Annotated in this window: 21 protein-coding genes; 13 read left to right on the forward strand and 8 right to left on the reverse strand. The window is 48.7% G+C overall.

What is annotated here, in order from left to right:
- Nucleotides 1-270 precede the first annotated feature (270 nt).
- A complete protein-coding gene (locus tag C9J01_RS20780; RefSeq protein WP_107300061.1) occupies nt 271-1,581 on the forward strand; it encodes a rhodanese-like domain-containing protein in 1,311 nt (436 codons plus the stop codon).
- Between the two features lie 74 nt (nt 1,582-1,655).
- Here the strand turns inward: C9J01_RS20780 and C9J01_RS20785 are convergent, their stop codons facing one another.
- Entirely contained in the window at nt 1,656-2,252 is a 597-nt protein-coding gene (locus C9J01_RS20785; RefSeq protein ID WP_107300062.1) for a short chain dehydrogenase, read from the reverse strand.
- 109 nt (nt 2,253-2,361) lie between these two features.
- Nucleotides 2,362-3,252, reverse strand: a complete 891-nt coding sequence (locus C9J01_RS20790) for a LysR family transcriptional regulator (protein ID WP_107300063.1) — start codon at nt 3,250-3,252, stop codon at nt 2,362-2,364.
- 161 nt (nt 3,253-3,413) lie between these two features.
- Between C9J01_RS20790 and C9J01_RS20795 the strand changes: the two genes are divergently transcribed.
- The 3 genes from C9J01_RS20795 (at nt 3,414) to C9J01_RS20805 (ending at nt 5,644) form a co-directional block, all read left to right on the forward strand.
- Nucleotides 3,414-3,713 carry a DUF1330 domain-containing protein gene (locus C9J01_RS20795; RefSeq protein ID WP_107300064.1) on the forward strand — a complete coding sequence of 100 codons (300 nt, stop codon included), beginning with the start codon at nt 3,414-3,416 and terminating at the stop codon, nt 3,711-3,713.
- 163 nt (nt 3,714-3,876) lie between these two features.
- Nucleotides 3,877-4,752: a LysR family transcriptional regulator gene (locus tag C9J01_RS20800; protein WP_158264579.1), complete on the forward strand. Its 876-nt coding sequence runs from the start codon at nt 3,877-3,879 to the stop codon at nt 4,750-4,752.
- A 139-nt stretch (nt 4,753-4,891) separates the two neighbouring features.
- On the forward strand, nt 4,892-5,644 hold the full coding sequence (locus C9J01_RS20805; RefSeq protein WP_107300066.1) for a nitroreductase family protein: 753 nt from the start codon (nt 4,892-4,894) through the stop codon (nt 5,642-5,644).
- An 81-nt stretch (nt 5,645-5,725) separates the two neighbouring features.
- On the opposite strand, the gene torS is transcribed toward C9J01_RS20805, so the two are convergent.
- Entirely contained in the window at nt 5,726-8,689 is a 2,964-nt protein-coding gene (gene torS / locus C9J01_RS20810; protein ID WP_107300067.1) for a TMAO reductase system sensor histidine kinase/response regulator TorS, read from the reverse strand.
- Nucleotides 8,690-8,887: 198 nt separating this feature from the next.
- On the opposite strand from torS, the gene torT reads away from it, so the two are divergent.
- The 8 genes from torT (at nt 8,888) to C9J01_RS20850 (ending at nt 17,386) form a co-directional block, all read left to right on the forward strand.
- Complete coding sequence (gene torT / locus C9J01_RS20815) at nt 8,888-9,964, forward strand: TMAO reductase system periplasmic protein TorT (protein ID WP_107300147.1); 1,077 nt, start codon at nt 8,888-8,890, stop codon at nt 9,962-9,964.
- Nucleotides 9,965-10,248: 284 nt separating this feature from the next.
- Nucleotides 10,249-10,707, forward strand: coding sequence for a methylglyoxal synthase (locus C9J01_RS20820; protein ID WP_107300068.1), 459 nt, complete (start codon nt 10,249-10,251; stop codon nt 10,705-10,707).
- A 219-nt stretch (nt 10,708-10,926) separates the two neighbouring features.
- Complete coding sequence (locus tag C9J01_RS20825; protein ID WP_107300069.1) at nt 10,927-11,907, forward strand: zinc-binding dehydrogenase; 981 nt, start codon at nt 10,927-10,929, stop codon at nt 11,905-11,907.
- A gap of 104 nt (nt 11,908-12,011) precedes the next feature.
- Nucleotides 12,012-12,659 carry a recombinase family protein gene (locus C9J01_RS20830; RefSeq protein ID WP_107300070.1) on the forward strand — a complete coding sequence of 216 codons (648 nt, stop codon included), beginning with the start codon at nt 12,012-12,014 and terminating at the stop codon, nt 12,657-12,659.
- Nucleotides 12,656-13,843, forward strand: a complete 1,188-nt coding sequence (locus C9J01_RS20835; protein ID WP_107300071.1) for a multidrug effflux MFS transporter — start codon at nt 12,656-12,658, stop codon at nt 13,841-13,843. Before C9J01_RS20830 ends, C9J01_RS20835 begins: the two co-directional genes overlap by 4 nt.
- 45 nt (nt 13,844-13,888) lie before the next feature.
- Complete coding sequence (locus tag C9J01_RS20840; RefSeq protein ID WP_107300072.1) at nt 13,889-14,320, forward strand: EamA family transporter; 432 nt, start codon at nt 13,889-13,891, stop codon at nt 14,318-14,320.
- A 150-nt stretch (nt 14,321-14,470) separates the two neighbouring features.
- Nucleotides 14,471-15,889 (forward strand): MATE family efflux transporter, encoded by a 1,419-nt coding sequence (locus C9J01_RS20845; protein ID WP_107300073.1) that lies wholly within the window; start codon nt 14,471-14,473, stop codon nt 15,887-15,889.
- 159 nt (nt 15,890-16,048) lie between these two features.
- Complete coding sequence (locus C9J01_RS20850) at nt 16,049-17,386, forward strand: ferredoxin reductase family protein (RefSeq protein WP_107300074.1); 1,338 nt, start codon at nt 16,049-16,051, stop codon at nt 17,384-17,386.
- Here C9J01_RS20850 and C9J01_RS20855 read toward each other — a convergent pair.
- The 3 genes from C9J01_RS20855 to C9J01_RS20865 form a co-directional block, all read right to left on the reverse strand.
- On the reverse strand, nt 17,383-18,291 hold the full coding sequence (locus C9J01_RS20855) for a LysR family transcriptional regulator (protein WP_107300075.1): 909 nt from the start codon (nt 18,289-18,291) through the stop codon (nt 17,383-17,385). The two genes, C9J01_RS20850 and C9J01_RS20855, sit on opposite strands and share 4 nt — an antisense overlap.
- Nucleotides 18,292-18,320: 29 nt before the next feature.
- Nucleotides 18,321-19,700 (reverse strand): MATE family efflux transporter, encoded by a 1,380-nt coding sequence (locus C9J01_RS20860; protein WP_107300076.1) that lies wholly within the window; start codon nt 19,698-19,700, stop codon nt 18,321-18,323.
- A 117-nt stretch (nt 19,701-19,817) separates the two neighbouring features.
- Nucleotides 19,818-20,807, reverse strand: coding sequence for a zinc-dependent alcohol dehydrogenase family protein (locus tag C9J01_RS20865; RefSeq protein WP_107300077.1), 990 nt, complete (start codon nt 20,805-20,807; stop codon nt 19,818-19,820).
- A gap of 225 nt (nt 20,808-21,032) precedes the next feature.
- On the opposite strand from C9J01_RS20865, the gene C9J01_RS20870 reads away from it, so the two are divergent.
- Nucleotides 21,033-21,908, forward strand: a complete 876-nt coding sequence (locus C9J01_RS20870; RefSeq protein WP_107300078.1) for a radical SAM protein — start codon at nt 21,033-21,035, stop codon at nt 21,906-21,908.
- Nucleotides 21,909-21,915: 7 nt separating this feature from the next.
- On the opposite strand, the gene C9J01_RS20875 is transcribed toward C9J01_RS20870, so the two are convergent.
- Both C9J01_RS20875 and helD read right to left on the reverse strand, forming a co-directional pair.
- Nucleotides 21,916-22,221 carry a DUF6482 family protein gene (locus tag C9J01_RS20875; protein ID WP_107300079.1) on the reverse strand — a complete coding sequence of 102 codons (306 nt, stop codon included), beginning with the start codon at nt 22,219-22,221 and terminating at the stop codon, nt 21,916-21,918.
- Nucleotides 22,222-22,358: 137 nt separating this feature from the next.
- Nucleotides 22,359-24,446, reverse strand: a complete 2,088-nt coding sequence (gene helD, locus C9J01_RS20880; protein WP_107300080.1) for a DNA helicase IV — start codon at nt 24,444-24,446, stop codon at nt 22,359-22,361.
- Between the last annotated feature and the right edge of the window lie 170 nt (nt 24,447-24,616).

Below are 24,616 nucleotides of genomic sequence, written 5' to 3' on the forward strand. Positions count from 1 at the left end.
CGTCAAGCTAACGGCAACGGCAACGGCAACGGCAACGGCAACGGCAACGGCAACGGCAACGGCAACGGCAAAAACTATCGAAACAGCGATGTGAAGCCAAGAGGTTCAAAACCTAACTCAAAAGGCCGTAAGCCTAATAGCAAAAATGTGAACGGTCCGAAAAATACCGGGGCACAAGCAAGCTAAGCAGTAGAAACATTACTCATATCAATAAAATAGAGAGCCAGCATCCTATAATGCTGGCTCTGCTTTATCTGCTAGGAAATTACAATGAAACTAACAAAATGGGCACTGCTCTCTTCAGCAGCTGTAATGAGCCCCCAACTTATGGCGGCAACTTTTGATCAGTTAGCCGCCGAAAATAACCAAGACATTCAAATCATCGATTGTCGCTCGAGCAATCACTACAACGGCTGGCCCGAGGCTAATCAGACTCGCGGTGGACACTTCCCTGGTGCTATCAATTTCGATGCCGACTGGCTATCGACGCTTCGTCCCCAGGTTGTCCGTGCCGAGCTAGAAAACCGTGGTATCGACCTCACCAAACCGACATACCTCTATTGTCAGCCTGAAAAAGCGCAAATTTTACAGGCTCAGCTTGAAAGCCTTGGCAACAAAAACATCCAGCTTATTGACCAAGCAGTTACCGATTATTCAGGCCAGCTTACTGCACTTAAAAACTATCAGCAGCTAGTGCCAGCTGAGTGGCTTAACCAGCTGATTAATGGTGATGACGTACTTCACCCACCAGCAAAAGGCTTCAAAGTCGTTGAAGTCGCGTGGGGACCGCCAACTAAATACCTTGCTGCCCATATTCCATCAGCGTTATATCTCAATACCAATATGGTTGAGTCTGAGCCATGGTGGAACCGTGTAGACGACAACAAGCTGGCAGAAGCCATTAAAGGGCTGGGTATCGCTCACGATACCACCGTCATCCTTTATGGCCGCGACAACACAGCAGCAGCCCGAGTTGCCAACCTTTTGATGTATGCGGGTGTGGATGACGTTCGTCTACTCAACGGCGGCTGGCAATCTTGGGTCAATGCAGGATTCTCTACCCAGCCCCTGCGTAACCACGCCAAACCAGTCGAGTTTGGTCGCACGATCCCTGCTAATCCGCAGTACGTTATTGATGTCCCGGAAGCTCGTGAAATTCTGGCTGACCCTAAGCATCAATCACTGGTCAGTATCCGCAGCTGGGCTGAATATGTGGGTGAAACGAGTGGTTACCGCTACATCGAGCCCAAAGGCCGTATCAAGGGCTCAAAATGGGGCCACGCAGGCTCTGACGCCTACCATCTGGAAGACTTCCGCAACCCGGATGACACTATGATCAGCCCGAATATCATGACGGATTTCTGGAAAGACTGGGGCATTAACGCCTCGCAGACCGTTTCTTTCTACTGTGGTACGGGTTGGCGTGCATCCGAAGCCTTCTTCTATGCCCATGTGATGGGCTGGAAAGACATCAGCGTTTACGACGGTGGCTGGTTTGAATGGAGCGGGGACCCTAGCAACCCGACCGAAACCGGTGACATCCCTAATGCGCCAAAGTCTGCGTTTTATGATGAGAAGTAACTAAGCGGGAATATGATAAAGGCCAACTTATATGTAATAAGTTGGCCTACCATGACGAAACTCTATCGCTAACGCTATTTCACTGCCACGGCGATATCGCCAGAATGACTGTCGTTCATCAAATCGATATAGAACTGGGCAACGTCTGCTGCTGGCATACCTGGTTCTGGATCCATTCCCATGGCTACCATGGTTTCTGCTACCCAACCCGGCGAAACCGCATTGAAACGAATACGATCGACCTCAACGGCGGCAGATTTCACAGCAGCTTCTACAGCGGCATTGACGATTGTTACGATACTACTGCCTTTAAATGGATATTGCGCCAAGATGCCAGTAGACAAGACAATCGCCCCACCATCCTTGACATATTTCTCGCCGAACCGCAGGGTATTAATTTGCCCCATCATTTTGTTTTGGATACCGAACTCCCATTCAGCATCGTCTGCTGTTGCCCAATCCGCCATTCGTACCACACCCGCAGTACATAGGATGGCATCGACTTTACCTACTTTTTCAAATAGTGCTTTGAGCGATTGTGGGTTAGCAATATCAAACGAATTTTCAGGGTGGTTGAATGATGCCTCAACGACTTCCACAGTGCCTTCTAGTTTTTCAACCAGAGCTTTGCCAACCAAACCTGTAGAACCCAATACCAATACTTTTTTCATCACTGACTCCGTTATTGTGTGTCGAATTGAGTTCATTATTGATGAAGTCATTTATTCCCGGTAGAGGGGTAAAGGTTGATTAACCTATAACTAAAAGTTGAAAGTTATATTAAATGGACAATTTACTCACTATAAAATCAATAAATAGCCGGGTACGCTTGGGAAGATTTTCCCTTGATGAGTAATAGATCCATACAGGTTTTGCACTTGTCCATGCTGACTCAAGGATAGGAACGACGTCCCCGCTCGCCAACTCATCTTCTACATGCCATTTCCCCATGTAGGCAATACCTAAGTTTTGCAGCATTAGATTCTTTGCCGGACTGATACTTGAAAGGGTTAGGTTACCTTTGGGAATAAATTGGATATGCTCGCCATTGCTATCTCGCAGGGGCCATGTGAACGTTCGGCCACTCGTCAAAGGCCGGTAAATAATAGCATTGTGATGCTGAAGATCTTCAATCGACTCGGGCAAACCAAATTGTTCAATGTAAGCTTTGCTGGCAAATATACCGCTTTGCATTTGGTAGATAGTCCTTGCGACCAACCGGCTATCTTCATTGATTTGGTTACCGATACTGACATCAAAGCCCTCATCGATAATATCGAGCACCCTATCACTGAGCACCACATCCAATTCGATGTCTGGGTATAGCGTTAAAAACTCAGAGATATGGGGCATGATAAACTTGCGGCCAAAACTATCGGGCAAGTTGACCCGTAACTTGCCCGCGGGACTTCTATTTTGCTCTGCCAGCCCATCAATGCTCTCTTCGAGTTCGGACAGTAAGGGGGCAACCCGCTGGTACAAACTGGCTCCATCCTCAGTCAGCGAAAACTGCCGGGTATTACGGTGAAACAGGCGTACCCCGGTCTGTTTTTCCAATGCTGCGACCCCTTTGCTTACCGCTGCGGCAGAGATCCCTATTTTTCGCCCCGCCGCAGAAAAGCTCCCTTCTTGGGCTGCGCATATAAACAAAGGTAATTGAGATGGCAACATCGTCTGGCTCCTGGGTATATTTCTACCGGGAATGATAAGTGGAGAATCAAGTCTCGATTTTAAACTTGTAGTTAAAATAGATTCAACAATAGACCCACTACTAGGTTAAAGCTCACTGCATAAAATAGGACAGGTATATCAACGCGACAAGGGTACAAACAATGAGCAACGTATACCTATACATACAGTTTAAAATCAAAAACATGGGCGCATTTAAGCAATATGGCGCACAAGTTCCTGACACTGTAGCACTTTATGGTGGCAAAACTATCGCGGTCAACAAAGCGCCCATCCCGCTTCATGGCAACATGGACGTGGATGTGTGCGTTGTTCAGCAATGGCCTTCACTCGAAGCAGCCCAAGCCTGGCTTGATTCACCGGAGTATGCACCACTCAAAAAGCTAAGGGATGAAAGAGCAATGACAGAGTTAACTATTGTCCCAGTCCCGGCTGTTGGTTAATTATTGTCCGGTTTCCTCGGAAGATATCCGTCTCCGGAGGAGGCCTGCAGCCAAATCGCGGCGGCGCCAACAACGAAGCGTAGCCGCTGGGTTGTATTTCAACGTGATGAAGTTTTACACTGTATTGAGCTATCAATCTCTTTGGTTATTACCAGCAGTTAAAATGATCCCATCACAACTTCCCACTTTTATTGATGTCGTCAAGCAAGGTAGTTTTTCCGCTGCCTCGAGGAAGCTTGGTGTTTCCCCTGCTGCTATCAGCAAATCGATTTCACAACTGGAAAAGACCCTCAACCAGCGATTATTCCACCGCACGACGCACTCCTTAACACTCACCATTGAAGGGCAGCAACTCTTTGACCGGACCGTTGAACTCGTTGAGGCTCTGGATGAGAACGTCAGCCTAAGCATGGATGCAGGCAGTGCGATGAAAGGGGAGATAAAGATAAACCTTCCCGTTCACTTCGGACAAACTATTGTCTATCCAAGACTATTAGAGTTCATGAAATTGCATCCAGAGGTTGAACTTGATGTACATTTTGATGATAAAGCCCATGATCTGGTGGAGAACGGCTTTGACTTAGGAGTTGGAAACCGGATCAACGAAGACAGCCGACTCATTGCCCGCCCCTATTATGACCTCCAGCTTTTGTACGTTTGCTCTCGCTCCTACCTCGAAGCTCATGGAACGCCGCTCACACCCGATGATCTTGAGTCACATGCATGCATTAACTACCGCTCGCCAACAACGGGCAGGATCAACCCTTGGGTATTCAACCACAAAGGGAAAGTGACCCAGCTGACTCCTAACGCCAGATTGGCCGTCAATAACCCAAACTCTGCTTACCTTGCTGCTAAGTCTGGATTTGGTATTACTCTAATTGCACAGAGTTACCTCGAAGAAAGTAAAGGGGAACTAGTCTCAGTACTCGATGACTACAAACCATCATCTGCACCAGTATGGCTTTACTACCCTTCTCGAAGTTATCTTCCTTTACGAGTGAAAAACCTCATTGAATTTTTACTCGCTGATCAATAAACCCTTTGCGGCTCTCACCCCTAAGTCAAACTTTGGTTTTAACCTGTAGTTACAACCAATTCAACCAAAGGACAGCTACAGAATATATTCGTAAGCATTAAGATGATTACACAGTCGAAACAAGACACAGGTAATCAAAATGAACGCTACTATCGAACAATTGCTCAACCGCCGCTCTATTCGTAACTTTACCGGCGAGTCAGTCAAAGACGCCGACCTAAACCTGATCCTACAGGCAGCGCAGCAGGCACCAACCTCCATCAACGGGCAGCAGGTTTCGCTGGTAGTGACCCGCGACAAAGAGAAAATCAAACAAATAGCTGAGATTGCAGGTGGGCAGCCACAAGTGGCAACAGCCGATGTCTTTGTGACAGTGGTCATTGATTACCATCGTGCAGGTGCCGCAATGAAGCATGCAGGTCAGGACATGGTAATCGCAAAATCAGCCGAAGGGATTGTGGTTGGCTCTGTCGATGCAGGAATTGCGGTAAATGCATTACAAACTGCTGCCGAATCATTAGGTTACGGTACCACGGTAATTGGCGGGATTCGCAATAACCCGCAAGCAATGATTGATCTACTTAAACTGCCAGAAAATACCTACCCGGCGTTAGGCTCAACGATTGGCGTCATCGACACTAATGTAGCGTCAGCGGTAAAACCACGCGTAGCGCTTGAGAGCTTTGCAATGGATGAGAAATACGATGCGGAGAAAGTCACACAGGGCGCCATTCAATATGATCGTGACTTACGCAAATGGTGGGACAGTATTGGCCTAACGGACATGCCGAGTTATACCGCGCAAACAGGGCAGTTCTATAGCAACATTTACTTCCCACAGGTAGCCAAAAGCATGAAAAGCCAAGGCTTTAAGTTTACTGACGAAAAGTAGCCAAAGCACCGGGCTTTAAAATACCCCCGACTCAATGCCTCTAACCATATCGCTTATGGTTAGAGGTTTTTCCCCTCAGCCTCAATCACCCGCAAAGGTGTTATCTAGTGCCGTCAGTGACTCTTGATATACCGATTCTAGGGCATTGGCTGCTTCTTCTTCAACGGTTCCTTCTTTTGCCGACTTCTCGATTTCCAAGCAGACCTGATGTAACTGGCGCAAACCCATAGTCCCGGCCGCCCCTTTAAGGTTATGGGACAGGCTCGCCACTAGTGCCAAATCACCGCTTTGCATTGCCGGTAGTAATTTGTCCATGGTTTGTTGCGATGAGTCTGCAAATAGGGAAATCATCTTCTCGACCATGGCTTGGCCCAAGACTTGAAGATCACTTCCAAGTACTGATTCATCTAAAATCGGCATATTTTCAGCCATTGCGGTGTCTACCCCACTCTCTCTCTTATCTTCAGTATGATGCTTGTTTGAGCCTTGTTCAAAAGGGGGCTCCCCCTCAATAATGCCTACCCGCTCGACCCCGCCCAGAATCGAATTCAAGACATCGACCAACTGGTGTTCGACCAGCGGTTTAGGCAAGAAACCCGAGAACCCAGCAGCCAAATATTGTTCAACCTCTTCATTAAAGACATGGGCAGAAAAGGCGACAAAAGGCGTGTTGTCCGTCTCCTGTTCGTCACCACGCTTGCCTTTGAGCTGTTTGAGTTCACCCAGCAAGCTAACCCCATCGGTATCGGGCAAGTTGATATCGAGCAGGACAATATCGAAGTCTTGCTCAGCATAGACCTCCCTCGCCTCCCGACCATCCTCTGCGACAACCGTCTGGTGGCCAAGGCGGCGCAAGAAGCCTTCAGCCACCAAGCTGTTAACCGGGTTATCCTCCACCAACAATATCTTAGCCGCCGGTATGCCAGCAGCCGTATCGACACTTGCTGTCTCGGTATGCTCCCCTGGCTCCAGAGTGAGGGTAAACCAAAAGCAACTCCCTTCTCCCGGTGAGGATACCAAACCGATTTCACCGCCCATGGCTTCGACAATACGCTTGCTGATAGCAAGGCCTAGCCCTGTTCCCCCCACAGCCTGGCGGCCTTCACTGGACTGGTGGAAAGCGGTGAACATCATTTCCTGCTCATGCAACGGGATCCCAACACCGGTATCTTCCACTTCAATATGCAAGCGAGACGGATCATGGGCCGATGCCGATACCAGCACAGTCACCTGCCCATCTTCGGTAAATTTGATAGCATTACCCACTAAGTTGGCGAGAACTTGACGGATACGTGTCGCATCCCCTACCCAGTGCTCACCGACATTGTCATCAATATCGGTCACCAAACTAATGCGTTTCGACAATGCTCGACCTGAAAACAGGCTGTATACGTCTTTAACCAAGGTATGCAGCGAGAAATTCGCTGGCCGGATATCCAAATGGCCAGCTTCGATTTTCGAGTAGTCCAGTACATCATTGAGGATATCAAGCAAGGTTTCACCGCTACGGTTAATCACCTTGAGGTATTCCGCCTGCTTGTCATTCAAACCGGTATCGGCCAGCAGTGAAGCGGTCCCTAACACCCCATTCATTGGCGTACGGATTTCATGGCTCATGGTCGCGAGAAAAGCGGATTTCGCTCGGTTGGCCTGCTCTGCTTCAGAACGGGCTTTAGCGTGATTGTGGACCTCTTTATTGAGCTTTTCGTTAGCTCTTTCTAACTGGCTAGTTCGCTCGGCCACTAACTGCTCAAGGCTATTTTTGTGCTGCTGCAGCTCATAACGAATTTTCGACTCGACTTGTGCCAACCTATGGCGCTCGTAAGCCGTATCGCGGGCCACCATGATTGCCCTGCCCATCTGCGCCAGTTCATCATCACCTTGGGTTGTCAGGCGGATCGCCAAATCACCACGCGCCAATGCCATCAAAGCTTTACTGTAATCATTGATCCGACGGATCACCCGCGCATAGACATAGCGCCACATGATCAACACCAGCGCCACCATACCCAACGCTGATATCGCAATTAGGCTGTTTCGCGCGATAGTCAGTGTCTCATCAACCTGCTTTACTGCTTGTTGAGTGCCCACATTCGCTGCCTGAATAATGCCATCAACAGTTTGGTTCAGTTGCTGGAAAAGCACTAGGTTTTGCTGCTCCATCCGCTCAACATCTTGATTGGCATGGATCAGTGCTTCCATATCTGTGAAAAACTTACCATCGCTATCAAGAGCTTTCACCTGCTCAAGCAGTTGCTCAGATCGGCTCGGATCTTCGACCGACTTCACCCGTTGCTGAATAACACCGACGGCATATTCGAACCTGTCCCTCAGTTTGTCTAGTTCACGAATCGTGCTGATCTGCTCACTGTCATCGAGCATGTTAATCACTTGCAAGGACAGGAAGCGTAGCTCGAACAATCGCTCGCTCAAGTCCATATCAACTTCAACCAAGCTATCCAACGCGTTGAACACTGCTTCTTGGTTACCCTTTTCCACCAAATCGTAAATGCGCGACACATTGGCGACAGCGATGGTATTGGCATTGGATACCTGCGACTGCGACAGCTCGTCAATTTGCTTGGTCGCTAATGTCATGGTGTTGTTAAGCGCCTTAACTTGTTCACTAAGCTCAATTTTCCGGCCAACCAACATGCCTAACATGGCAAGGTTATTCACAATGTTCTCGACGTCAGTGACTAATTGTTCCATCAACTCTGGTTCGAAAGCATATTGATCAAGTGCCTCCAAGCTATTATTCAAAGCCCGAATATGCAACGTCAGCGATTTCCCTTGCTGGTCCCGCTCTTTTTCATCTTTTGATTTTGCCAAAACCTGAGCATTGAAAATAATACGGGTACTTAAATCCGATAATTGTCGTGCTTCCACCAAAGCCGGTACTGCAGCATTGATTACCGTTCGCTCGGTCTTGGCGACCAGAGAGAAACCGGCAACACCAATCACAACAGCGATGATCATCAGGCCAGCCATCATGGAAAAAGCAATCAGCAGTTTCTGGCCAATGCTACTGGGAGTTAAGTTCATATAAAGAAACCGTGGCAGAAGAAGGTATGCACCCTAAACCAAGACAACACAGGTCGGGTAGGTACACCTAACAGGAAACAGTAAAAATGCTATTATACCAATCTAGATAAGTAATTGGTTATTAACCACAACAATGTCCTGTACGGATTGACTGAAATGGTTGAAAAGTTAATCAGGCTATTTCCTGACGGTTGCAACATGATAAAAAAATTTGCCGTAACACTGCTGACACTCGCCGGGCTCAGCCAAACAGCGAATGCGGTGGACGTTATCGCCTACACCCCGCCCTTCGAGGCTGATAAACAAGCGACAAATATTCAATACCAACCTTTAGCAACGGCCAATCAGCCCTGGAAGCTTTGTGCCGTTTATCCCCATCTCAAAGACTCGTACTGGCTATCCGTCAACTACGGCATGGTTGAACATGCCAAAAAACTCGGTGTTGAGCTCAAAGTGCTGGAAGCCGGCGGTTACCCGAACCTCGACAAACAACAGAGTCAACTTGCGGATTGCAGAACATGGAACGCCGATGCCATTATCCTGGGCACAGTAGATAGCCTCGCCTATGAGAACATGCTGACCCAACTGACCGATGACATTCCGGTATTTGCTACCATCAACTATCTAGACACTAGCAACAAAGACAGCCACGACAATGTTATCGCAAGAGTCGGCGTAGACTGGTACCAAATGGGCTATCAAACAGGCAAATTCCTCGCCAAGCGCCACCCTAAAGGCAGTGGTGTCGTCACTGTGGCCCTGTTACCCGGCCCACAGAAGCGCGGTGGAACCAAGCCGGTTGTTCAAGGCTTTTATGATGCGACAGAAAACAGTGACATCAATATTGTTACCACGATGTGGGCAGATCACAGCAAGGAGCTCCAGCGCAATTTAATTCAGCAATTGCTCGCTTCCGACCAGCATTTTGATTATATCGTCGGGGGTGCTGTCGCAGCAGAAGTCGCCATCAGTGAGCTCAGGGCCAACCACCTAAGCGATGAAACCCAAATATTATCGACTTACCTTAGTCATGGTGTTTATCGTGGCTTGCTACGCGGGAAGATCCTCTTCGCGCCAACTGACAAAATGGCACAGCAAGCGATGCTATCCGTTGATCAGGCTGTCCGGTACCTAGAAGGCAAACCCGTGAAAAAAGATCTGGCCCCTATCCTTGCCTTACTGACACCTGAAAACCTAGACAGTCGTGCTATTGCTGAGTCACTTTCTCCAGCCGAATTTCGTCCGGTTTTCCGTGTCGAAGCCCCTGACACCTGAAACCCAGTTGTTGCATTTATACCCTTGGGCCAGCCAACGCTGGCCCTAGTTAGTAGAATACTGTTATCTAACCAATGATTTGGAAAGATTTCTTTGTACTTCCTTTGCAAGCTCTGGTACTTATACTTGATGCCCCGAATTGAGTTGCACATGCTTTTCCCTTACCAAGTGCAATCCATTACATATGGCGTTATAGATATACAGATCACACCACACAGTTGTCACATTCAGACCATAAACTCTGTGCGACAGCTGTTGTCAATTTTGTCTCTGTGGAGTAATAGATGCACGTAACAACCCGAACAATGGAAGAAACCAAACACATCGCGCTGGTCGCTCACGATAACTGTAAAACCCACCTAATGCGCTGGGTGAACGAGCACAAAGACAAGTTAAAAGATCATGTCTTGTATGCGACAGGCACCACAGGGCATATGATTGCGCGTGAATCGGGTCTAGAAGTTAACTGCTTGCTGAGCGGCCCAATGGGTGGTGACCAACAGTTAGGTGCGCTTATTTCCGAAGGCAAAATCGATATGATGATTTTCTTCTGGGATCCACTCAATGCAGTACCGCACGACCCAGATGTAAAAGCGCTGCTTCGTATCTCGGCAGTATGGAATATCCCGGTTGCCACCAACCGCGCGAGTGCAAACTTTATGATTTCATCACCAAGGTTGGCTGAAAAAGTCGAGATCGAAATTCCTGATTACCATGCTTATTTGACTGAGCGCCTTGGTTAAACCTTCAATTAGGTTAATCATCAAGAATCACGCCTCTTATTCAAGAGGCGTTTTTAATTCCGGCAACACAGTGCAACGCCGCTTTTGCTAAGGCCATTTAGCGCTTTCATTCACTAACTATCCCCAAGCCACTTCAATCAGCCAAAAATAATAAATTTGGTTTAAGGTTAATGAGTAGAAAATAAAAAAATAGAATAATCTGAATTGCAGTGGTGGCCAATGAAAGCATGGAAATTGAACCAGCCGGAAGGTATCGACCAATTGGTACTGACAACGGCAACCCAACCAACCCCTTCAACTGAAGATGTCTGTATCAAAGTGGAAGCTGTCGGCCTTAATCCCATCGACTACAAGCTTGCCCATTGGGGCTATGCCACTTGGAATTACCCGCAGATCATCGGACTTGATATTGCTGGCACCATTACCAAAGTCGGTCAAAACGTCCATAACTTCCAACCGGGTGATCGCGTCATGGCATTTATCGATCCCCGTGATGGTGGGGGCTTTGCCCAATATGCCAAGGTCAAAGCCTATGCGGTGAGTCGGTTGCCCGACAATGTCAGCTACGCCCAAGCCGCAGCCCTTCCGTGCGCAGGTTATTCAGCTTGGATTGCCATTCACGACAAATTACGGCTCGAATCTGGTCAAAGTATCGCAATAACCGGTGCCGGAGGTGGTGTCGGCGGGTTTGCTGTCCAGTTAGCGAAACAGATGGGAGCCACCGTCTATGCCATTGCCGATGGCCAGCACCACCAACGGCTTCTTTCCTATGGCGCTGACGAAGTCATCGACCCGCATACTGAAAATATCGCCATGCGGCTTATTGAATACACTGAGGACAAGCTTGTCCATGGGGTCATTGATTGTGTCTCGGCCAAGTCCGGTAGTACCATGAGTGCCTTGGTTCGCTACAATGGCCACATTGTAATGATCGCCGCTCAGTTCAACCAAGTTCCGCTACTGGCAACGACCAAAGCTCTCAGCCTCCACGAAGTGGCACTGCATGGCACCTATTCCCACGGTCATATCGAACATATCCAGCACCTTGCCGATATCGGAAATCAGCTTGCCAATCTGGTCAGCGAGGGAAAACTTGACCCTATGGTGGATCATCTCTACTCCTTCGACCAGTTGCCAGAAGCCCTTAAGCACCTCAAGGAGCAACAACACAGTGGTAAGTTAGTCATGCAAGTTGGCTAATCCCTGATAATGGATAGACCCCAAACCGGTTCTATCCATTGTGTTTATGGACTACCCAAGGTATATTTATGAACCATTACATCAAGTGAGCTCAATTTTGCTTTATGGCGAAATACATCTATTCACGCTTTTCTCCCAGAAATACCGACTACCAGCAGCAAATTGATGCCTTGAATAGCGCCGAGCCTAGCGCCAAGCAGGTTCAGGATCGTGTGCGCGGCGATGTTGATCCGATGGCACGGCAGGGTTTTCACCAACTGTACGACAAGCTCAAAAAAGGTGATGTGGTATGGGTGTGGTGGCTAACGGCATTTAGCCATGATTTCAATATGGTTCAAGCTACCGTTGCGTCTCTGCTCGATAAAGGCGTCACGTTAAAAACACTCTCTGAGCCGCTGACTTTTGTGCCAAATTCAGAATCAAGCCACGTGCTGCTTTCGCTGCTGAGCGGCTATGGCAATGTGCAAACCCGCAAAAGGCTGCTGGCCGCCGAGCACAGCCGTAAAGCAATGAAAGAAAACCCTGAGTTATGGCAACAAAAATTCCGGGGCCGCCCTGCCGACCGGGAAAAGCACCGGCAAATTGCCACCATGTTACTTGAAGGCCACAAGCTCCAGCATGTCGCTGACAGTTGCGGTGTCAGTATTTCCACCGTTAAACGTGTGAAAAGTAAATTAAGCCAGTTCGATGATGAAGGCGCATTGCGTACCCGGCACACCTGTAAACGCCACAAGGATAACAAGTCATCATGACCGACCGTAATTTCTGGAAAGCCCTCGGACTTGTGTGCCTGATCATCAGTGTCGGCCAACTGAGTATGGGGTTGGTCTTCCCATCCCTTCCTTGGATTGCCAAAGACTTTGATATTTCACTCGACCAAGCACAACTGCTGGTCAGTATCTACCTGCTGGGCTTTGGCCCGTCGCAATTCCTCTATGGCCCGATCTCGGATGCGCTGGGACGGAAAAAAGTCTTGATGACAGGGCTTCTGATTGCCCTATCCGGCCTTGTGATGATCATAACCCTGAGTGATTCCTTCACCGGTATGGTGATGGGACGCTTTCTGCAAGGGCTAGGGACCGGTTGCTGCGCTGTACTTGCACGTGCTTCTACCCGTGACCGGTTCAGTGGTGCTGAACTACCTCTGGCCATGTCCTATATCGCAATGGCGGCATCACTCACACCGTTGATGGCACCGGTACTGGGCGGTTTTATTAACTTCCACTTCGGCTGGACCATGGTTTTCACCTCCCTGCTAGGTTATGTCACCCTTGTTTGGCTGGTGATCGCTTTGCGCTTCAAGGAAACAGTGGCACAAACTTCGAAAGTGCCCTCACCGAAGAAAATGGCCCAACAATACTGGCAACTGCTCACCTCGCGCTATTTCATGAGCTTTGCCAGTATCGGCTGGCTCAACTTCAGCCTGATGATAACGACGGTTTCTGTTATGCCCTTCATCATGCAGAACCAAATCGGCATGACGTCCGACGAATATGCGATGTGGGCGCTAATCCCGGCACTGGGCATGCTAACCGGTACTACATTGACTAACCGGGTCCGGCCAAGAATCGGTACCCAAAGAATGTTGTTTTTCACCCCGGTCCTGCATGGCTGCGCGGCACTTTGGTTGTTCTTCTGCCCAGTTGAACCGCTTTACCTAATGCTGGGTCAGTTTTTGATGATTTTGGGTAACGGTATTGCCCTGCCATGTGCACAGGCAATGGTGATGCAGCCATATCAAAAGCAAGCAGGAGCCGCTGCTGCGATGTCTGGCGGCGGGCAAATGATCGCCTCGTCGATTGTCAGCATGGGGTTGGTAAAACTGGGCCTTAGCCAACCATGGCACCTATCCATTGTGATTGTGGTGTTTGCCCTGATCACCCTGAGCAATATTATCCGTGGCTTCAAGGTAGAACCACAGGTACAAACGGCGTAACCAGAAGCAAAGCGCACCAGCCAATTTTTAATTAAAGAGAAAAACATGCTGCAAACATCTTGGCTATTTTGGGCCATTTTATCCGCTATTTTCGCGGCCCTGACGGCAATTCTGACCAAACTCGGCGTCAGCAATATCAACTCAGATTTCGCTACTTTTATCCGTACCTGCGTCATTCTGGTAATGGTCGGCGGCATCGCTTTCTTTACCAAGCAATTCCAGTCGCTTGATACCATATCGACCAAAGGCTTGGTGTTTTTAGTGTTATCCGGATTAGCAACCGGGGCCTCATGGCTATGTTACTTCCGTGCCATGAGCTATGGCCAAGCCTCGCAGGTTGCCCCAGTCGATAAACTTAGTGTGGTGATGGTGGCCGTTTTTGGCGTGATGTTCCTGAGCGAGAATCTCAGCTCGGTAAACTGGATGGGGGTCGCCCTGATCACCCTCGGCGTAATTCTGGTGGCTTGGCAGGGTTAAACCGCATTATTCAATACCCACTTACATATCCAGCCTTGCACTTTATGCACTGGCTGGATATATTCCCCCCGCCTCGAAAGGCACACCCTAAAATGCACACCCGCCATCCTGCTTCCATTGGTGCATTTATATAGGTGTTATCTATACCCCATGCAAAATCAAACCGTAAATCGCGCTCAACCGAGCTCGTCACTTTTTTCCCGTTTTACCCGTGAATCCGGCTCGCTGCTGCACCTGTCGATTCCTATTATCATGACCCAGTTGGCCACACAGGCGATGGGTTTCGTTGATACCACCATGGCAGGCCAAGTCAGCGCTGCCGACCTTGCGGCTATCGCACTAGGTACCAGCCTTTGGTTGCCAGTATCCCTGCTGCTCCGCGGTATCATAATGGCACTGACGCCTGTAGTGGCTTTCCATCGTGGCGCCAATGAGCTCGATAAGGTACGTATCGAGTTTATCCAGATGATATGGGTAGCCGCGTTGGTCAGCAGTCTACTGATCATCTACCTTTCTCAAGGTGGCAATATTCTCAATGCTATCGGTGTTGCACCTGAGATCATTCCAATTGCTGGCGATTATGTGCTGGCTCTGGCCTTTGGTGTGCCGGGGATCGCCCTGTTCTATACCCTAAACGGCTTCTGTGAGGGGATGAACAATACCCGAGCTCCGATGCTAGTGTCTGTCATCGGGTTATTGCTGAACATCCCAATCAACTATGTCTTGATTTATGGCAAGTTCGGCTTCCCAGCACTTGGTGCTGTCGGCTGTGGATGGGCAACCAGTATCGTTTACTGGGTGATGTCCGGACTGCTGTATTCCTACATCAAGGGGCACCATCACTATAAGAAAATCATCCACTTCGCGGATATCAAACCTCGGGTTCAGGATTGCTTGCACCTACTGAAACTGGGTGTGCCTATTGGTATGAACATCGCGGTATGCGGCAGTATCTTTGCGGTTATTGCCCTGCTAATTGGTCGTATCGGTGCTGAAAATGTTGCGGCAGCGCAGATTGCCCTTAATATTTCCAGCATGACCTATATGATCCCGATGAGCCTATCATTTGGTATCACTATCCGGGTCGGCCATGCACTTGGGGCTAAAAACGAGCAAGGGGCTAAGGAACGTAGCCTGTTCGGCATCGCCGTTGCCGGCATGCTATCTATGGTGTCTGTGAGCTTCTTCTTGTTGTTCCCAGACTGGATCATCCGCCTGTACACCACGGATCCTGTGGTTAGTGCAACGGCTGCGACTCTGCTGATCTATACTGCGGTGTACCAGTTTAGCGACGCACTGCAAACCTCTGCCAATGGCGCGCTACGTGGCTACAAAGATACCAAAGTGCCGATGATTTTAGCTATCACTGCTTACTGGGGCTTAGCACTGCCTTTGGGTATGGTGATGGGCCTAACAGACAAGATAGTACCTGCCATGGGCGAAACTGGCTTCTGGGTGGGGATTGTCACTGGCTTGACCGTCGCCGCGATGTTTATGCTGCTAAGGTTGAGGTATATCATTCGCAACCGCACTGCTGAAAATTGCCATCCACTACAAGCTGCTCAGTAAGTAGCGACATGATGTCTATTACCTTCCTCTAAAGCGATCTTGCGGTTACTTTAGGGGGAGGCCTATACCCTACCTGAACACTATTTACACACTTTTACTTATATTGGCATCACGTTACATTCAGCGCGGTAATGTATAAGCTCAACGGGAGCTTATACTATGAAAAAACTCTATATCACCTCAGTAGGAATTATCTTCCTATGTGCCCTTGTCTGGTTGGTGGCTGAACCCAATTTGCTCGATAACGCCACGTTTATGCAATGGCGAAGCTCTCTCATCCAGATCACAGGGATCATCTCAACCCTATTATTAACCATGGTCATGGTACTTGCCTTGCGCCTACCATTTATTGAGAGACTGACTTCCGGCCTCGATAAATCATACCGCTTACATAAGTGGCTGGGTATTTACGCCGTTGTATTTGGTGCCATCCACTGGCTGCTTGCCATCGTTCCAAAGCAATTGGTCAGCTATGGCCTAATGGAACGGGGAGCGAAACCCAACCTAACAATTAACCCAGACTCTTTCTATGCCACCATCCACAGCCTCCGAGGGGGGGCAGAATCCATTGGTGAATGGGCGCTATATTTGTTTATCGCACTGACCTTGGTTGCCCTTTTTGCCCCGATTAAATACAAGCGGTTCAAGGTGATTCATAAACTGATGGCAGTCGCTTATTTGTTTATTGCCTATCATTCACTGGTATTACTCAAGAATGCGTATTGGGATAACCTGATCACCCCCGTCGTCATCGGTACCGTTGTGCTAGGGGTAGTCGGTGCCCTATTCAGCCTGTTTGGTCTAATTGGTAGGCGTCAGCAACATCAAGGGGTCATCAGAGGCTTTCATTTTGATGAGCTAAATAAGACCACGCTTATCGATATCGAAGTACCGAAGTGGCCCGGCCATAGCTCAGGGCAGTTTGCCTTTTTAACCCTGACAGGCGAAGAGCCGCACCCATTTACTATTACTTCGGCTGGAGGTAGCCAAATAAACAAAGGCCAAGAGACCAGAGTCCAATTCTTGATAAAGGCCTTGGGTGACTTCACATCGACCATTCACCAAAGGTTAGAAATAGGCGAAAACGTAACAGTGGAAGGCCCGTACGGGCACTTTGATTTCAATGACAACAAGCCACAAATCTGGGTTGCAGGCGGGATTGGTTGCGCTGCGTTCAAAGCAAGATTGGAAGAATTGCAATCACTTAACAGCCGTGATCCTGTCCTTTTCTACTATTGCACCGAGTATCCATCACCACAACTTATCCGTGATTTGGAATCAGCAACCTACGGAACCAATGTGGATTTTCATGTCATTGACAATAGGTTGCACCGTTTCTTGACCGTCGATGATATCCGGCAGCGTGCTAATAACCTACAAAATAGCAGTATCTGGTTTTGTGGGCCGACATCTTTTGGTAACGCGCTGAAACAACAGCTAGAAAGTCTGCAGTTTGATATGAAGCACTTCCATACTGAACTGTTTAATTTTCGCTAGCTGTCCAATTCGAGGTCCCAATATGGTGGAGTACCGAAGTGCTGGGCAAAATAGTCGACAAATGCCCGCACTTTCGGCGCAAGTAGCCGTGAACTGGGGTAAATAGCCCAAAGTGCGGCTTCATCCACCAGCGGATAATCTTCGAGTACCTGAACCAACTCGCCTCGTTTCAAGTGCTCATAGGCGATCCAGGTTGCGCACATCGCAATCCCCATTCCATTGGCACAGGCATCCCTTACCGCTTCGCCATGATCAACCCTGATATTGCCTTTGATCTTTATATTCTGCACGCCATCTGGTGTGGTGAAGCTCCAGCCTTCTAGCCCTACCTGGTTAATGCAGAGATGGTTTTTGAGATCCTGCGGCGAGGAAGGTGTGCCGTAAGCCGAGAGATAATCCGGTGAGGCACACATGATACGCTTATCAACGGCTAGCTTACGAGCAATCAAACTCGAATCCTGTAGTTCGGCATTTCTGATAGCGACATCAAAGCCCCCTTCCACCAAGTCGATAATAGAATCGGTCAGCCTGATATCGACAGAAAGGTCGGGATATTGAGCTAAAAACCCTTTCAGTGCTGGTATAAGGTGCATTCGGCCAAATGAAGCCGGAGCGGTAATTCGCAACGTCCCCTGCGGTAGTCCCCCTGCCGCACTACCAACAGATGCTCGAGCCGCATCCACACTTTGCAGTACCTCTTCGGCATGAGGAAGAAACGCCATGCCCTCTTCGGTCAACGACACCTTACGAGTTGTTCGGTGGACCAAACGTGCTCCGAGGCTTTCTTCGAGCTTGCTGATATGCATACTGGCAACTGGCGGTGATAGGCCGAGTTCCTGCCCAGCCTGACTGATATTATGGGTAGAGGCGAGCCTGACAAAGAGCCGCAGGTGTTCAATATTCATTAATCGCAACCAAATCCACTTAGGTTTTATTAGCTTACAACAACCTCGCCAGTCTGGGGAATCCTGTTATGAGGTTGCCTGTTACGGTTATGCTTAATCGCTGCTTGCCAAATCGATACCGATGCCACAACACCAGCCAAGACATTGGCTATCGCTGCCGCAATAACAATATGGGTAACGTTGCCACTCAATCCCCCCAGCCAAATCGCTGGTACAAAAAGAAGGAAAAGGCGGGCAAATGTCACCAGCAATGCCTGTTTGGGCATCCCGAGTGCATTGAAGGCAGACACCGCCACCATACAAAGCCCAAGTGGCCCATAGCTAAATGGCAGTACCAACAAAGCAATGCCAAACCACGACTGTATATTCGCTTGCTGGCTGAGCAACGGGATCACTGCGGGTGAAGCCAGAACCAACATAGTGGCCGTAGCCAAATGGAACAGGACTATAAACTTGGCTGTTACCATCAGTAAGTCTGTGATTTTATCCCATCGGCCCTCACCCAAATAACGGCCTACCAATGGTGGTACAGACATGGTCAAGGCTAGGGTGAAGACAATCACAAAGCTTTCAAAGCGGGTGAGTAAGCTCCAGAATGCCAATGTGTCAGGGCCGTTCTTAGCAATTAGAAGCATAACGATAAACGCACTTACTGCCGGTAAAATCTGATTAGCCGTAGTCACTAACGCGGTATTGACTAATTCAGTCAATGCATGACATGTCGAGCGGCTGAAACCAAGCGGTGAAAACCAATGCTTGCCTCTTGCTTTGAGGTACATATAGAGTGCTGTACTGCTGTAGCCCAGCGTCGTTGCCAATGCCGCACCGGCAAGCCCCATATCCAAAACAAACATTAGTAGCGGATCGAGTATTAGGTTAATGACACTGGCAATGACAAACATTGTGCCGGTCGTTTTGCTATCACCGTAAGAGCGGTAAATGCATGTCGCCAAATACAGCATGGCTATGGAAAAAGCACTCAACAACCATACTGGCCAATAATGATTGAAAAGATCCCCGAGCAAATTGGCTTGCTCAGGTGTTGTGCCCTCAGCAATGAACAGCGAGAAAGCCACGTCACGGCACAGCCAGAACAATAAACAGACCAATGCAATCAACACCAGTCCGAAGGTGACTGAGACAGTGGCTACCAGTGCAGCTTTTTCCCTCTGTCTCTGGCCCAGCAGCCTGGCAATGATTGACGTTGCTGCCACGCCAATCCCTACCTGCAGCCCGACAAATACCGTCTGATAAGGCAGTGTCATGCCATGCACAGCTAGTTCATCAAGCCCTAGTAACCCGATAAAAATCGAATCCACCAACTGAACCAACATAATGGCAAACAGCCCTACTGTGAGGGGAAGCGTCCTGCTTATGATCAATTTAAGAGTCGGTGAGACAGACAACATATCTGCGACCTCTAGATATGGCTATAACAAGAAAAATGCCCATCAGGACAGAAGAGATAAAACATAGTGAAAAAGGCCCGCCCATGGCGAGCCTTTAAAACGGCTTAAGTGTTCGCCTTAAGCGATATCAATCATCACCTTGCCTATCGCCTGACCGCTTGCAAGGCGATTGTGCGCGTCGGCAACTTCATTAAGGGCAAATCGCTGGCTGTCAATGACAGGCTTGAGTTCACCTGCTTCAGCGATTTTAGCCAGAGCTTCCAAGATCTTACCGTGCTCTTCACGCCCTTTGTTATGGATCATCGGGATCAACATGAAGACGACATGCAACGACAGTCCTTTCATGTGAACCATCGAAAGATCCAATTCAAGGAAAGACAGTGTTGTGGCGATCTGGCCATTGAGTTTTGCTGCCTCAATAGAGTTATTAAGATTCGCACCGCCAACAGAGTCAAAGATCACATCGAAGCCTTCGCCGCCGGTATGCTTGGCGACATAATCCGCTACCGACTCTGCTTTGAAATCAATCGCCGTTGCACCTAAGTCTTCAATCAACTCGGCTTGCTCGCCAGCACTACCCGTACCGTACACCTCTGCACCGAAATGACGTGCTAATTGAACCGCAACATGACCTACACCACCAGCAGCGCCATGCACCAGCACTTTTTGCCCTTGTGAGATACCTGCACGCTGGAGGCCTTCAAAGGCGGTAATACCCACTAATGGAAGCGCTGCAGCTTCTGTCATCGACAGGTTCTTAGGCTTATGGGCAATCAAATTAACATCTGCCAAGATATATTCGGCCAGTGTTCCAGGCAGATCGCCCAAACCACCCGCACAACCGAAGACTTCATCACCAGCCTTAAATTCAGTGATACCCTCACCAACGGCTTCTACAACGCCAGCAAAGTCCATCCCCAAAACAGCCGGTGCTTGCGGCGAAAACGGCAGGCCCTCACCCATTTCGCGGATCATCATGTCGATTGTGTTGACGCTGGTTGAAGCAATACGAACCAAAACATGCCCAGCTTTTACTCCTGGCTTTGCAACTTCTGCTTGCTCGAAACCTTCAACACCACCAAATTCACGAATAACCATTGCTTTCATGGGAATAACCTCTTTATTGAATGCGAAACTGATGGTGATAAGTATATTCGGCGCTGGTGAAATGATAATTCCGATTGGGGACGAATGAGTTTTAAGATTTTCTTAATAATCTCGCCATTATTAATTTTGCATTAAGACTGATTTCACGATGCTGCCAGTTATCAACAACCTCTCTCGCCGCTAGACTGCACCGCATCAATTCCGATTCGTTTCAAGGAGTGCCCTATGCACTACGAAGGTAAAATTTATCGTCCTTGGATGGAGGCCGAGAGCGTACTGATCCAAACCACGCTGGGATGCAGTAACAACCAATGTACTTTCTGCACCATGTTTGACGATAAGCGGTTCAAAGTCAGGGATATTGAAGGCATCTTCCGTGATATAGAAGAAGCGCGCCTTATCTACCCTCGTGTTGAATCAATATTCCTTGTAGACGGTAATGTAATGGCAATCCGGACCGAAATGCTGCTCAAGATTTTGGACAAAATCAAAGCGACATTCCCGGAGATCAAGAATATCTCACTATACTCCGGCTTCAATGACTTCCGCCGTAAAAGTATCAGCGAATTAAAAGAGATGAAATCAGCGGGCTTGAGCATGGCTTATTCTGGTTTGGAATCAGGCGATCCTATTGTTCTGGAGAAGATCAAAAAGCGCATGACCCGCGAGCACGCCATAGAAGGTATGGCGATGGCAAGAGAAGCCGAGATCAAAGTGCTAGCCTCTTTTATCTTCGGCCTTGGTGGCAAAGAACGCTCGATTGAGCACGCAATCAATACCACTAGTTTGCTCAATATCATGCAGCCGGATGCGATAGCTCCAATGGCGCTGGCTGTACAGCCGGGTTCAGAGCTAGAAAGGGAAATCCACCGTGGTGAATTTACCCTGCCAACGCCCTTGCAGATCTTGGAAGAGGAAAAGTACTTGCTGGAAAACTTGGAAGATTTCCCTTGCTACTATTGGGGCGACCACGGCAACAACATCTCACCGATGCGTGGGATGCTGCCAGCAGCAAGGCAACCGTTCTTGGATAAAATCAACCAAGATATTGCCCACAACCCAATCACCAAGCAGAACGTCATTCAGACCTTCGCTTGGTAAGGTTTGGTCAATAGAGCTTGTTGTCTTTCAATGGGACTTCAAGCAGGTTAGAGCTGTCCCGGCTAGGCTGCCCCACCATTTCATCGTAAGCACTCTGTTGGCGAAGCACTTGTTGTTTCGCCTTCAGTTTTCGACATTGCTTTTGTAACTCGACAATGGAAAACGCCCGTAGAAATTGTCCCTTATCATCTGTGACATAGTGCTCTTCATCATCGATAACGACCGACACTTGATACAAAGATAAATCCAGCGAGTGGATCACTAACTTATCGATATAGAAATACTTTTCAAGTTTACTTAATGGCATTGTCATCGTTACTCTCCTCAAAAAGAAAAGTAACGATGGTTGTTCGCTGTAAGATCAACCTAAAACAAACTCCTTATAGAGAAAACGAAAAAGGCCAGCTCAAAGAGCTAGCCTAGTTAGTTATTCCTGAAATAGATAACAGATTATTTCTGCTTCGCTTTCACCCGCTTAATCTTGTTCATCACCGGGTAGCCGTCATCAATCAATTCATTAACGAACGTCGAGGGCTTTTGCGGCTCGGCGCAGACCCAAACATGCTTCTTGGCACGGGTAAGCGCAACATAGAACAGGCGGCGCTCTTCGGCATCGGTGAAGCTTTCGCCTCGCGCCTGAAGGCAAGCAGCCAGCCCTGTATCACGATCTGGTGCTGGGAATACACCACGGTTTACATCGAGAACAAACACAAAGTCGGCTTCTCGGCCCTTGCTCGCATGGCAGGTCATAAAGTTAATGCCAAGGTGCGGCCATTTCTCCTGCCATTGCTTAAGCTTTTCAGGACGCTGGTTGTTATTGCGGCCAAGCAGCAAGGTGGTCACTTCACCTTTTTGTTGTGAGGCAAGCTGCGCCAGTTCCTGATCAATCAAGTCCTGACATAGCAAGGTCACCGCTTTTCGCTTCTGTTTCTTGAAACTAGTGAGATCTTTTTTCAGCTGGTTCGGGTTCTGCTGGATAAAGGCATTCGCCACTTCACCGATCATGCTATTAAAGCGATACGTAGTATCGAGCTCAGTGATATGGCTGGCACCGAAGCGTTGCTCGAAACCTGTAGTCAGGTTCACATCTGCGCCCGCGAAGCGATAGATAGCCTGCCAGTCATCACCGACCGCAAACAAAGTTGGTCTGTTGTCTTTCTCTCCGGCATGGCAAAGCGCTTCAATAAGCGCCAAACGGTGCGGGGAAATATCCTGGTATTCATCAACCATGACAAACTGCCAAGGTGGCGTAAACTTGCCCTCTTTGACATATTCCGTTGCCCTTTGGATCATGGTATTGAAATCAATCTGCTTGTTGGCTTTGAGGTGTTGCTCATAAGCACGGTAGCAAGGCCACAGCAGGGCCAACTCACTCTTCATCCGGGCACGAGCCGATTCATTGTCATGCTTTTCAATGCTTTCAACCAACTGCGACTTGTTCGCGCCCCGCTGGCCAATGAGTTCAATATGACGCCATACCCAAGCCGCTAGTTGTTCACTCTTGGCCTGCTTCTCCATGGAGTTTTCGGCTTTGAAGCCAGGAATACGCCATTGGGTGAGGTGTTTTTGCCAACGCTTGGCAGAAGCGGCGGTTTCCCATTGCTCGGTCAACACCTGAGCAATCCACTTGGCACGCTCTTTCTCATCCAGCGTGACAGGCGATACACTCGGCATCTCACTCTCTACCGCTTTGATAATTTGGGTGCCCAAACTGTGGAAGGTTGCCACCTTGATACGGTCGCTGACTTTCGCGCCCAAGCGCTCACTCATCTCTTCAGCGGCTTTGCGGCCAAAGGCCAACATCAGGATTTCTTCTGGCTGGCATTGCTGATTTGCAATTAAGTAAGCGGCACGGGCCACCAGCACGCTGGTTTTACCGGTCCCGGCGCCTGCCAGTACTAGGTTATGATCCTGATTGATCAAAACGGCTTCACGCTGGGAAGGGTTTAACGGCGATGATTCAAACTTATCGAACCATGATGACCACTTTTCGGTTTCTTTTTCCAACCATTGGCTGTTAGCTTCTTCTACCCAGTCTTGGTTACCTTCTAGCCAAGGCTCCACTTTCTCAAACGCCAATGGACGGAAAGATCCCGCCAGTTCACGGGTCAAGCCAGTCGAAGCTAAGGAGTTTTCGAGATAACGGTGTAATTGGCGGTGGGAGGATTCTCGCAGGTAGCCATCAGCCTCAGCATAGCTATCAATACGAGTGAGCATTTCTGGCAACAGGTTATCAAGCTTTTCTACCCGGCCCTGCGCCCAGTTTCGATAAGCTTCAAGTAACATGTTGGCAAACGCCTTACATTGCCGCCAAGGCAAACCATGTACCGTCCAGCAGTATTCCTGATCAGCAGAGGTTAATTCAAAACTGCCCCATAATACGCCACGATGGACATCTATAGCGCCATCCCATTCATCAAAGGGAATTTCTTCTGTTTCTGTCTGGCTATCAAGCACCAAACAATTTTCACCGAGAGCAATACTGCAATAATCACCTTGGGCGAGCCATTGGGCCAACCACCCTGCTGTCAAACGCATTCTGTCACCAACACTCAACTTACTTCTGCTACTACGCTAGCTTTTGCGCGCGTTATTAGACATTGTGTAGCCTATTAACGAAAAAACGACTTGGACCTAAGAGTATCAAGTTCTATAGATATACCCTAGCGTCCAAAAAATAATTTGCGTAAATTTTCTGCCAATTAATT

Origin of the sequence: Photobacterium rosenbergii, from assembly GCF_003026455.1 — a bacterium.
Lineage (GTDB): Bacteria > Pseudomonadota > Gammaproteobacteria > Enterobacterales > Vibrionaceae > Photobacterium > Photobacterium rosenbergii.

What these genes read in the sequence shown, in the direction of transcription:
- C9J01_RS20780 (WP_107300061.1), top strand. Translation starts at nt 271, where the DNA reads ATGAAACTAACAAAATGGGCACTGCTCTCTTCAGCAGCTGTAATGAGC.
- C9J01_RS20785 (WP_107300062.1), bottom strand. Translation starts at nt 2,252, where the DNA reads ATGAAAAAAGTATTGGTATTGGGTTCTACAGGTTTGGTTGGCAAAGCT.
- C9J01_RS20790 (WP_107300063.1), bottom strand. Translation starts at nt 3,252, where the DNA reads ATGTTGCCATCTCAATTACCTTTGTTTATATGCGCAGCCCAAGAAGGG.
- C9J01_RS20795 (WP_107300064.1), top strand. Translation starts at nt 3,414, where the DNA reads ATGAGCAACGTATACCTATACATACAGTTTAAAATCAAAAACATGGGC.
- C9J01_RS20800 (WP_158264579.1), top strand. Translation starts at nt 3,877, where the DNA reads ATGATCCCATCACAACTTCCCACTTTTATTGATGTCGTCAAGCAAGGT.
- C9J01_RS20805 (WP_107300066.1), top strand. Translation starts at nt 4,892, where the DNA reads ATGAACGCTACTATCGAACAATTGCTCAACCGCCGCTCTATTCGTAAC.
- torS (WP_107300067.1), bottom strand. Translation starts at nt 8,689, where the DNA reads ATGAACTTAACTCCCAGTAGCATTGGCCAGAAACTGCTGATTGCTTTT.
- torT (WP_107300147.1), top strand. Translation starts at nt 8,888, where the DNA reads ATGATAAAAAAATTTGCCGTAACACTGCTGACACTCGCCGGGCTCAGC.
- C9J01_RS20820 (WP_107300068.1), top strand. Translation starts at nt 10,249, where the DNA reads ATGCACGTAACAACCCGAACAATGGAAGAAACCAAACACATCGCGCTG.
- C9J01_RS20825 (WP_107300069.1), top strand. Translation starts at nt 10,927, where the DNA reads ATGAAAGCATGGAAATTGAACCAGCCGGAAGGTATCGACCAATTGGTA.
- C9J01_RS20830 (WP_107300070.1), top strand. Translation starts at nt 12,012, where the DNA reads ATGGCGAAATACATCTATTCACGCTTTTCTCCCAGAAATACCGACTAC.
- C9J01_RS20835 (WP_107300071.1), top strand. Translation starts at nt 12,656, where the DNA reads ATGACCGACCGTAATTTCTGGAAAGCCCTCGGACTTGTGTGCCTGATC.
- C9J01_RS20840 (WP_107300072.1), top strand. Translation starts at nt 13,889, where the DNA reads ATGCTGCAAACATCTTGGCTATTTTGGGCCATTTTATCCGCTATTTTC.
- C9J01_RS20845 (WP_107300073.1), top strand. Translation starts at nt 14,471, where the DNA reads ATGCAAAATCAAACCGTAAATCGCGCTCAACCGAGCTCGTCACTTTTT.
- C9J01_RS20850 (WP_107300074.1), top strand. Translation starts at nt 16,049, where the DNA reads ATGAAAAAACTCTATATCACCTCAGTAGGAATTATCTTCCTATGTGCC.
- C9J01_RS20855 (WP_107300075.1), bottom strand. Translation starts at nt 18,291, where the DNA reads ATGAATATTGAACACCTGCGGCTCTTTGTCAGGCTCGCCTCTACCCAT.
- C9J01_RS20860 (WP_107300076.1), bottom strand. Translation starts at nt 19,700, where the DNA reads ATGTTGTCTGTCTCACCGACTCTTAAATTGATCATAAGCAGGACGCTT.
- C9J01_RS20865 (WP_107300077.1), bottom strand. Translation starts at nt 20,807, where the DNA reads ATGAAAGCAATGGTTATTCGTGAATTTGGTGGTGTTGAAGGTTTCGAG.
- C9J01_RS20870 (WP_107300078.1), top strand. Translation starts at nt 21,033, where the DNA reads ATGCACTACGAAGGTAAAATTTATCGTCCTTGGATGGAGGCCGAGAGC.
- C9J01_RS20875 (WP_107300079.1), bottom strand. Translation starts at nt 22,221, where the DNA reads ATGACAATGCCATTAAGTAAACTTGAAAAGTATTTCTATATCGATAAG.
- helD (WP_107300080.1), bottom strand. Translation starts at nt 24,446, where the DNA reads ATGCGTTTGACAGCAGGGTGGTTGGCCCAATGGCTCGCCCAAGGTGAT.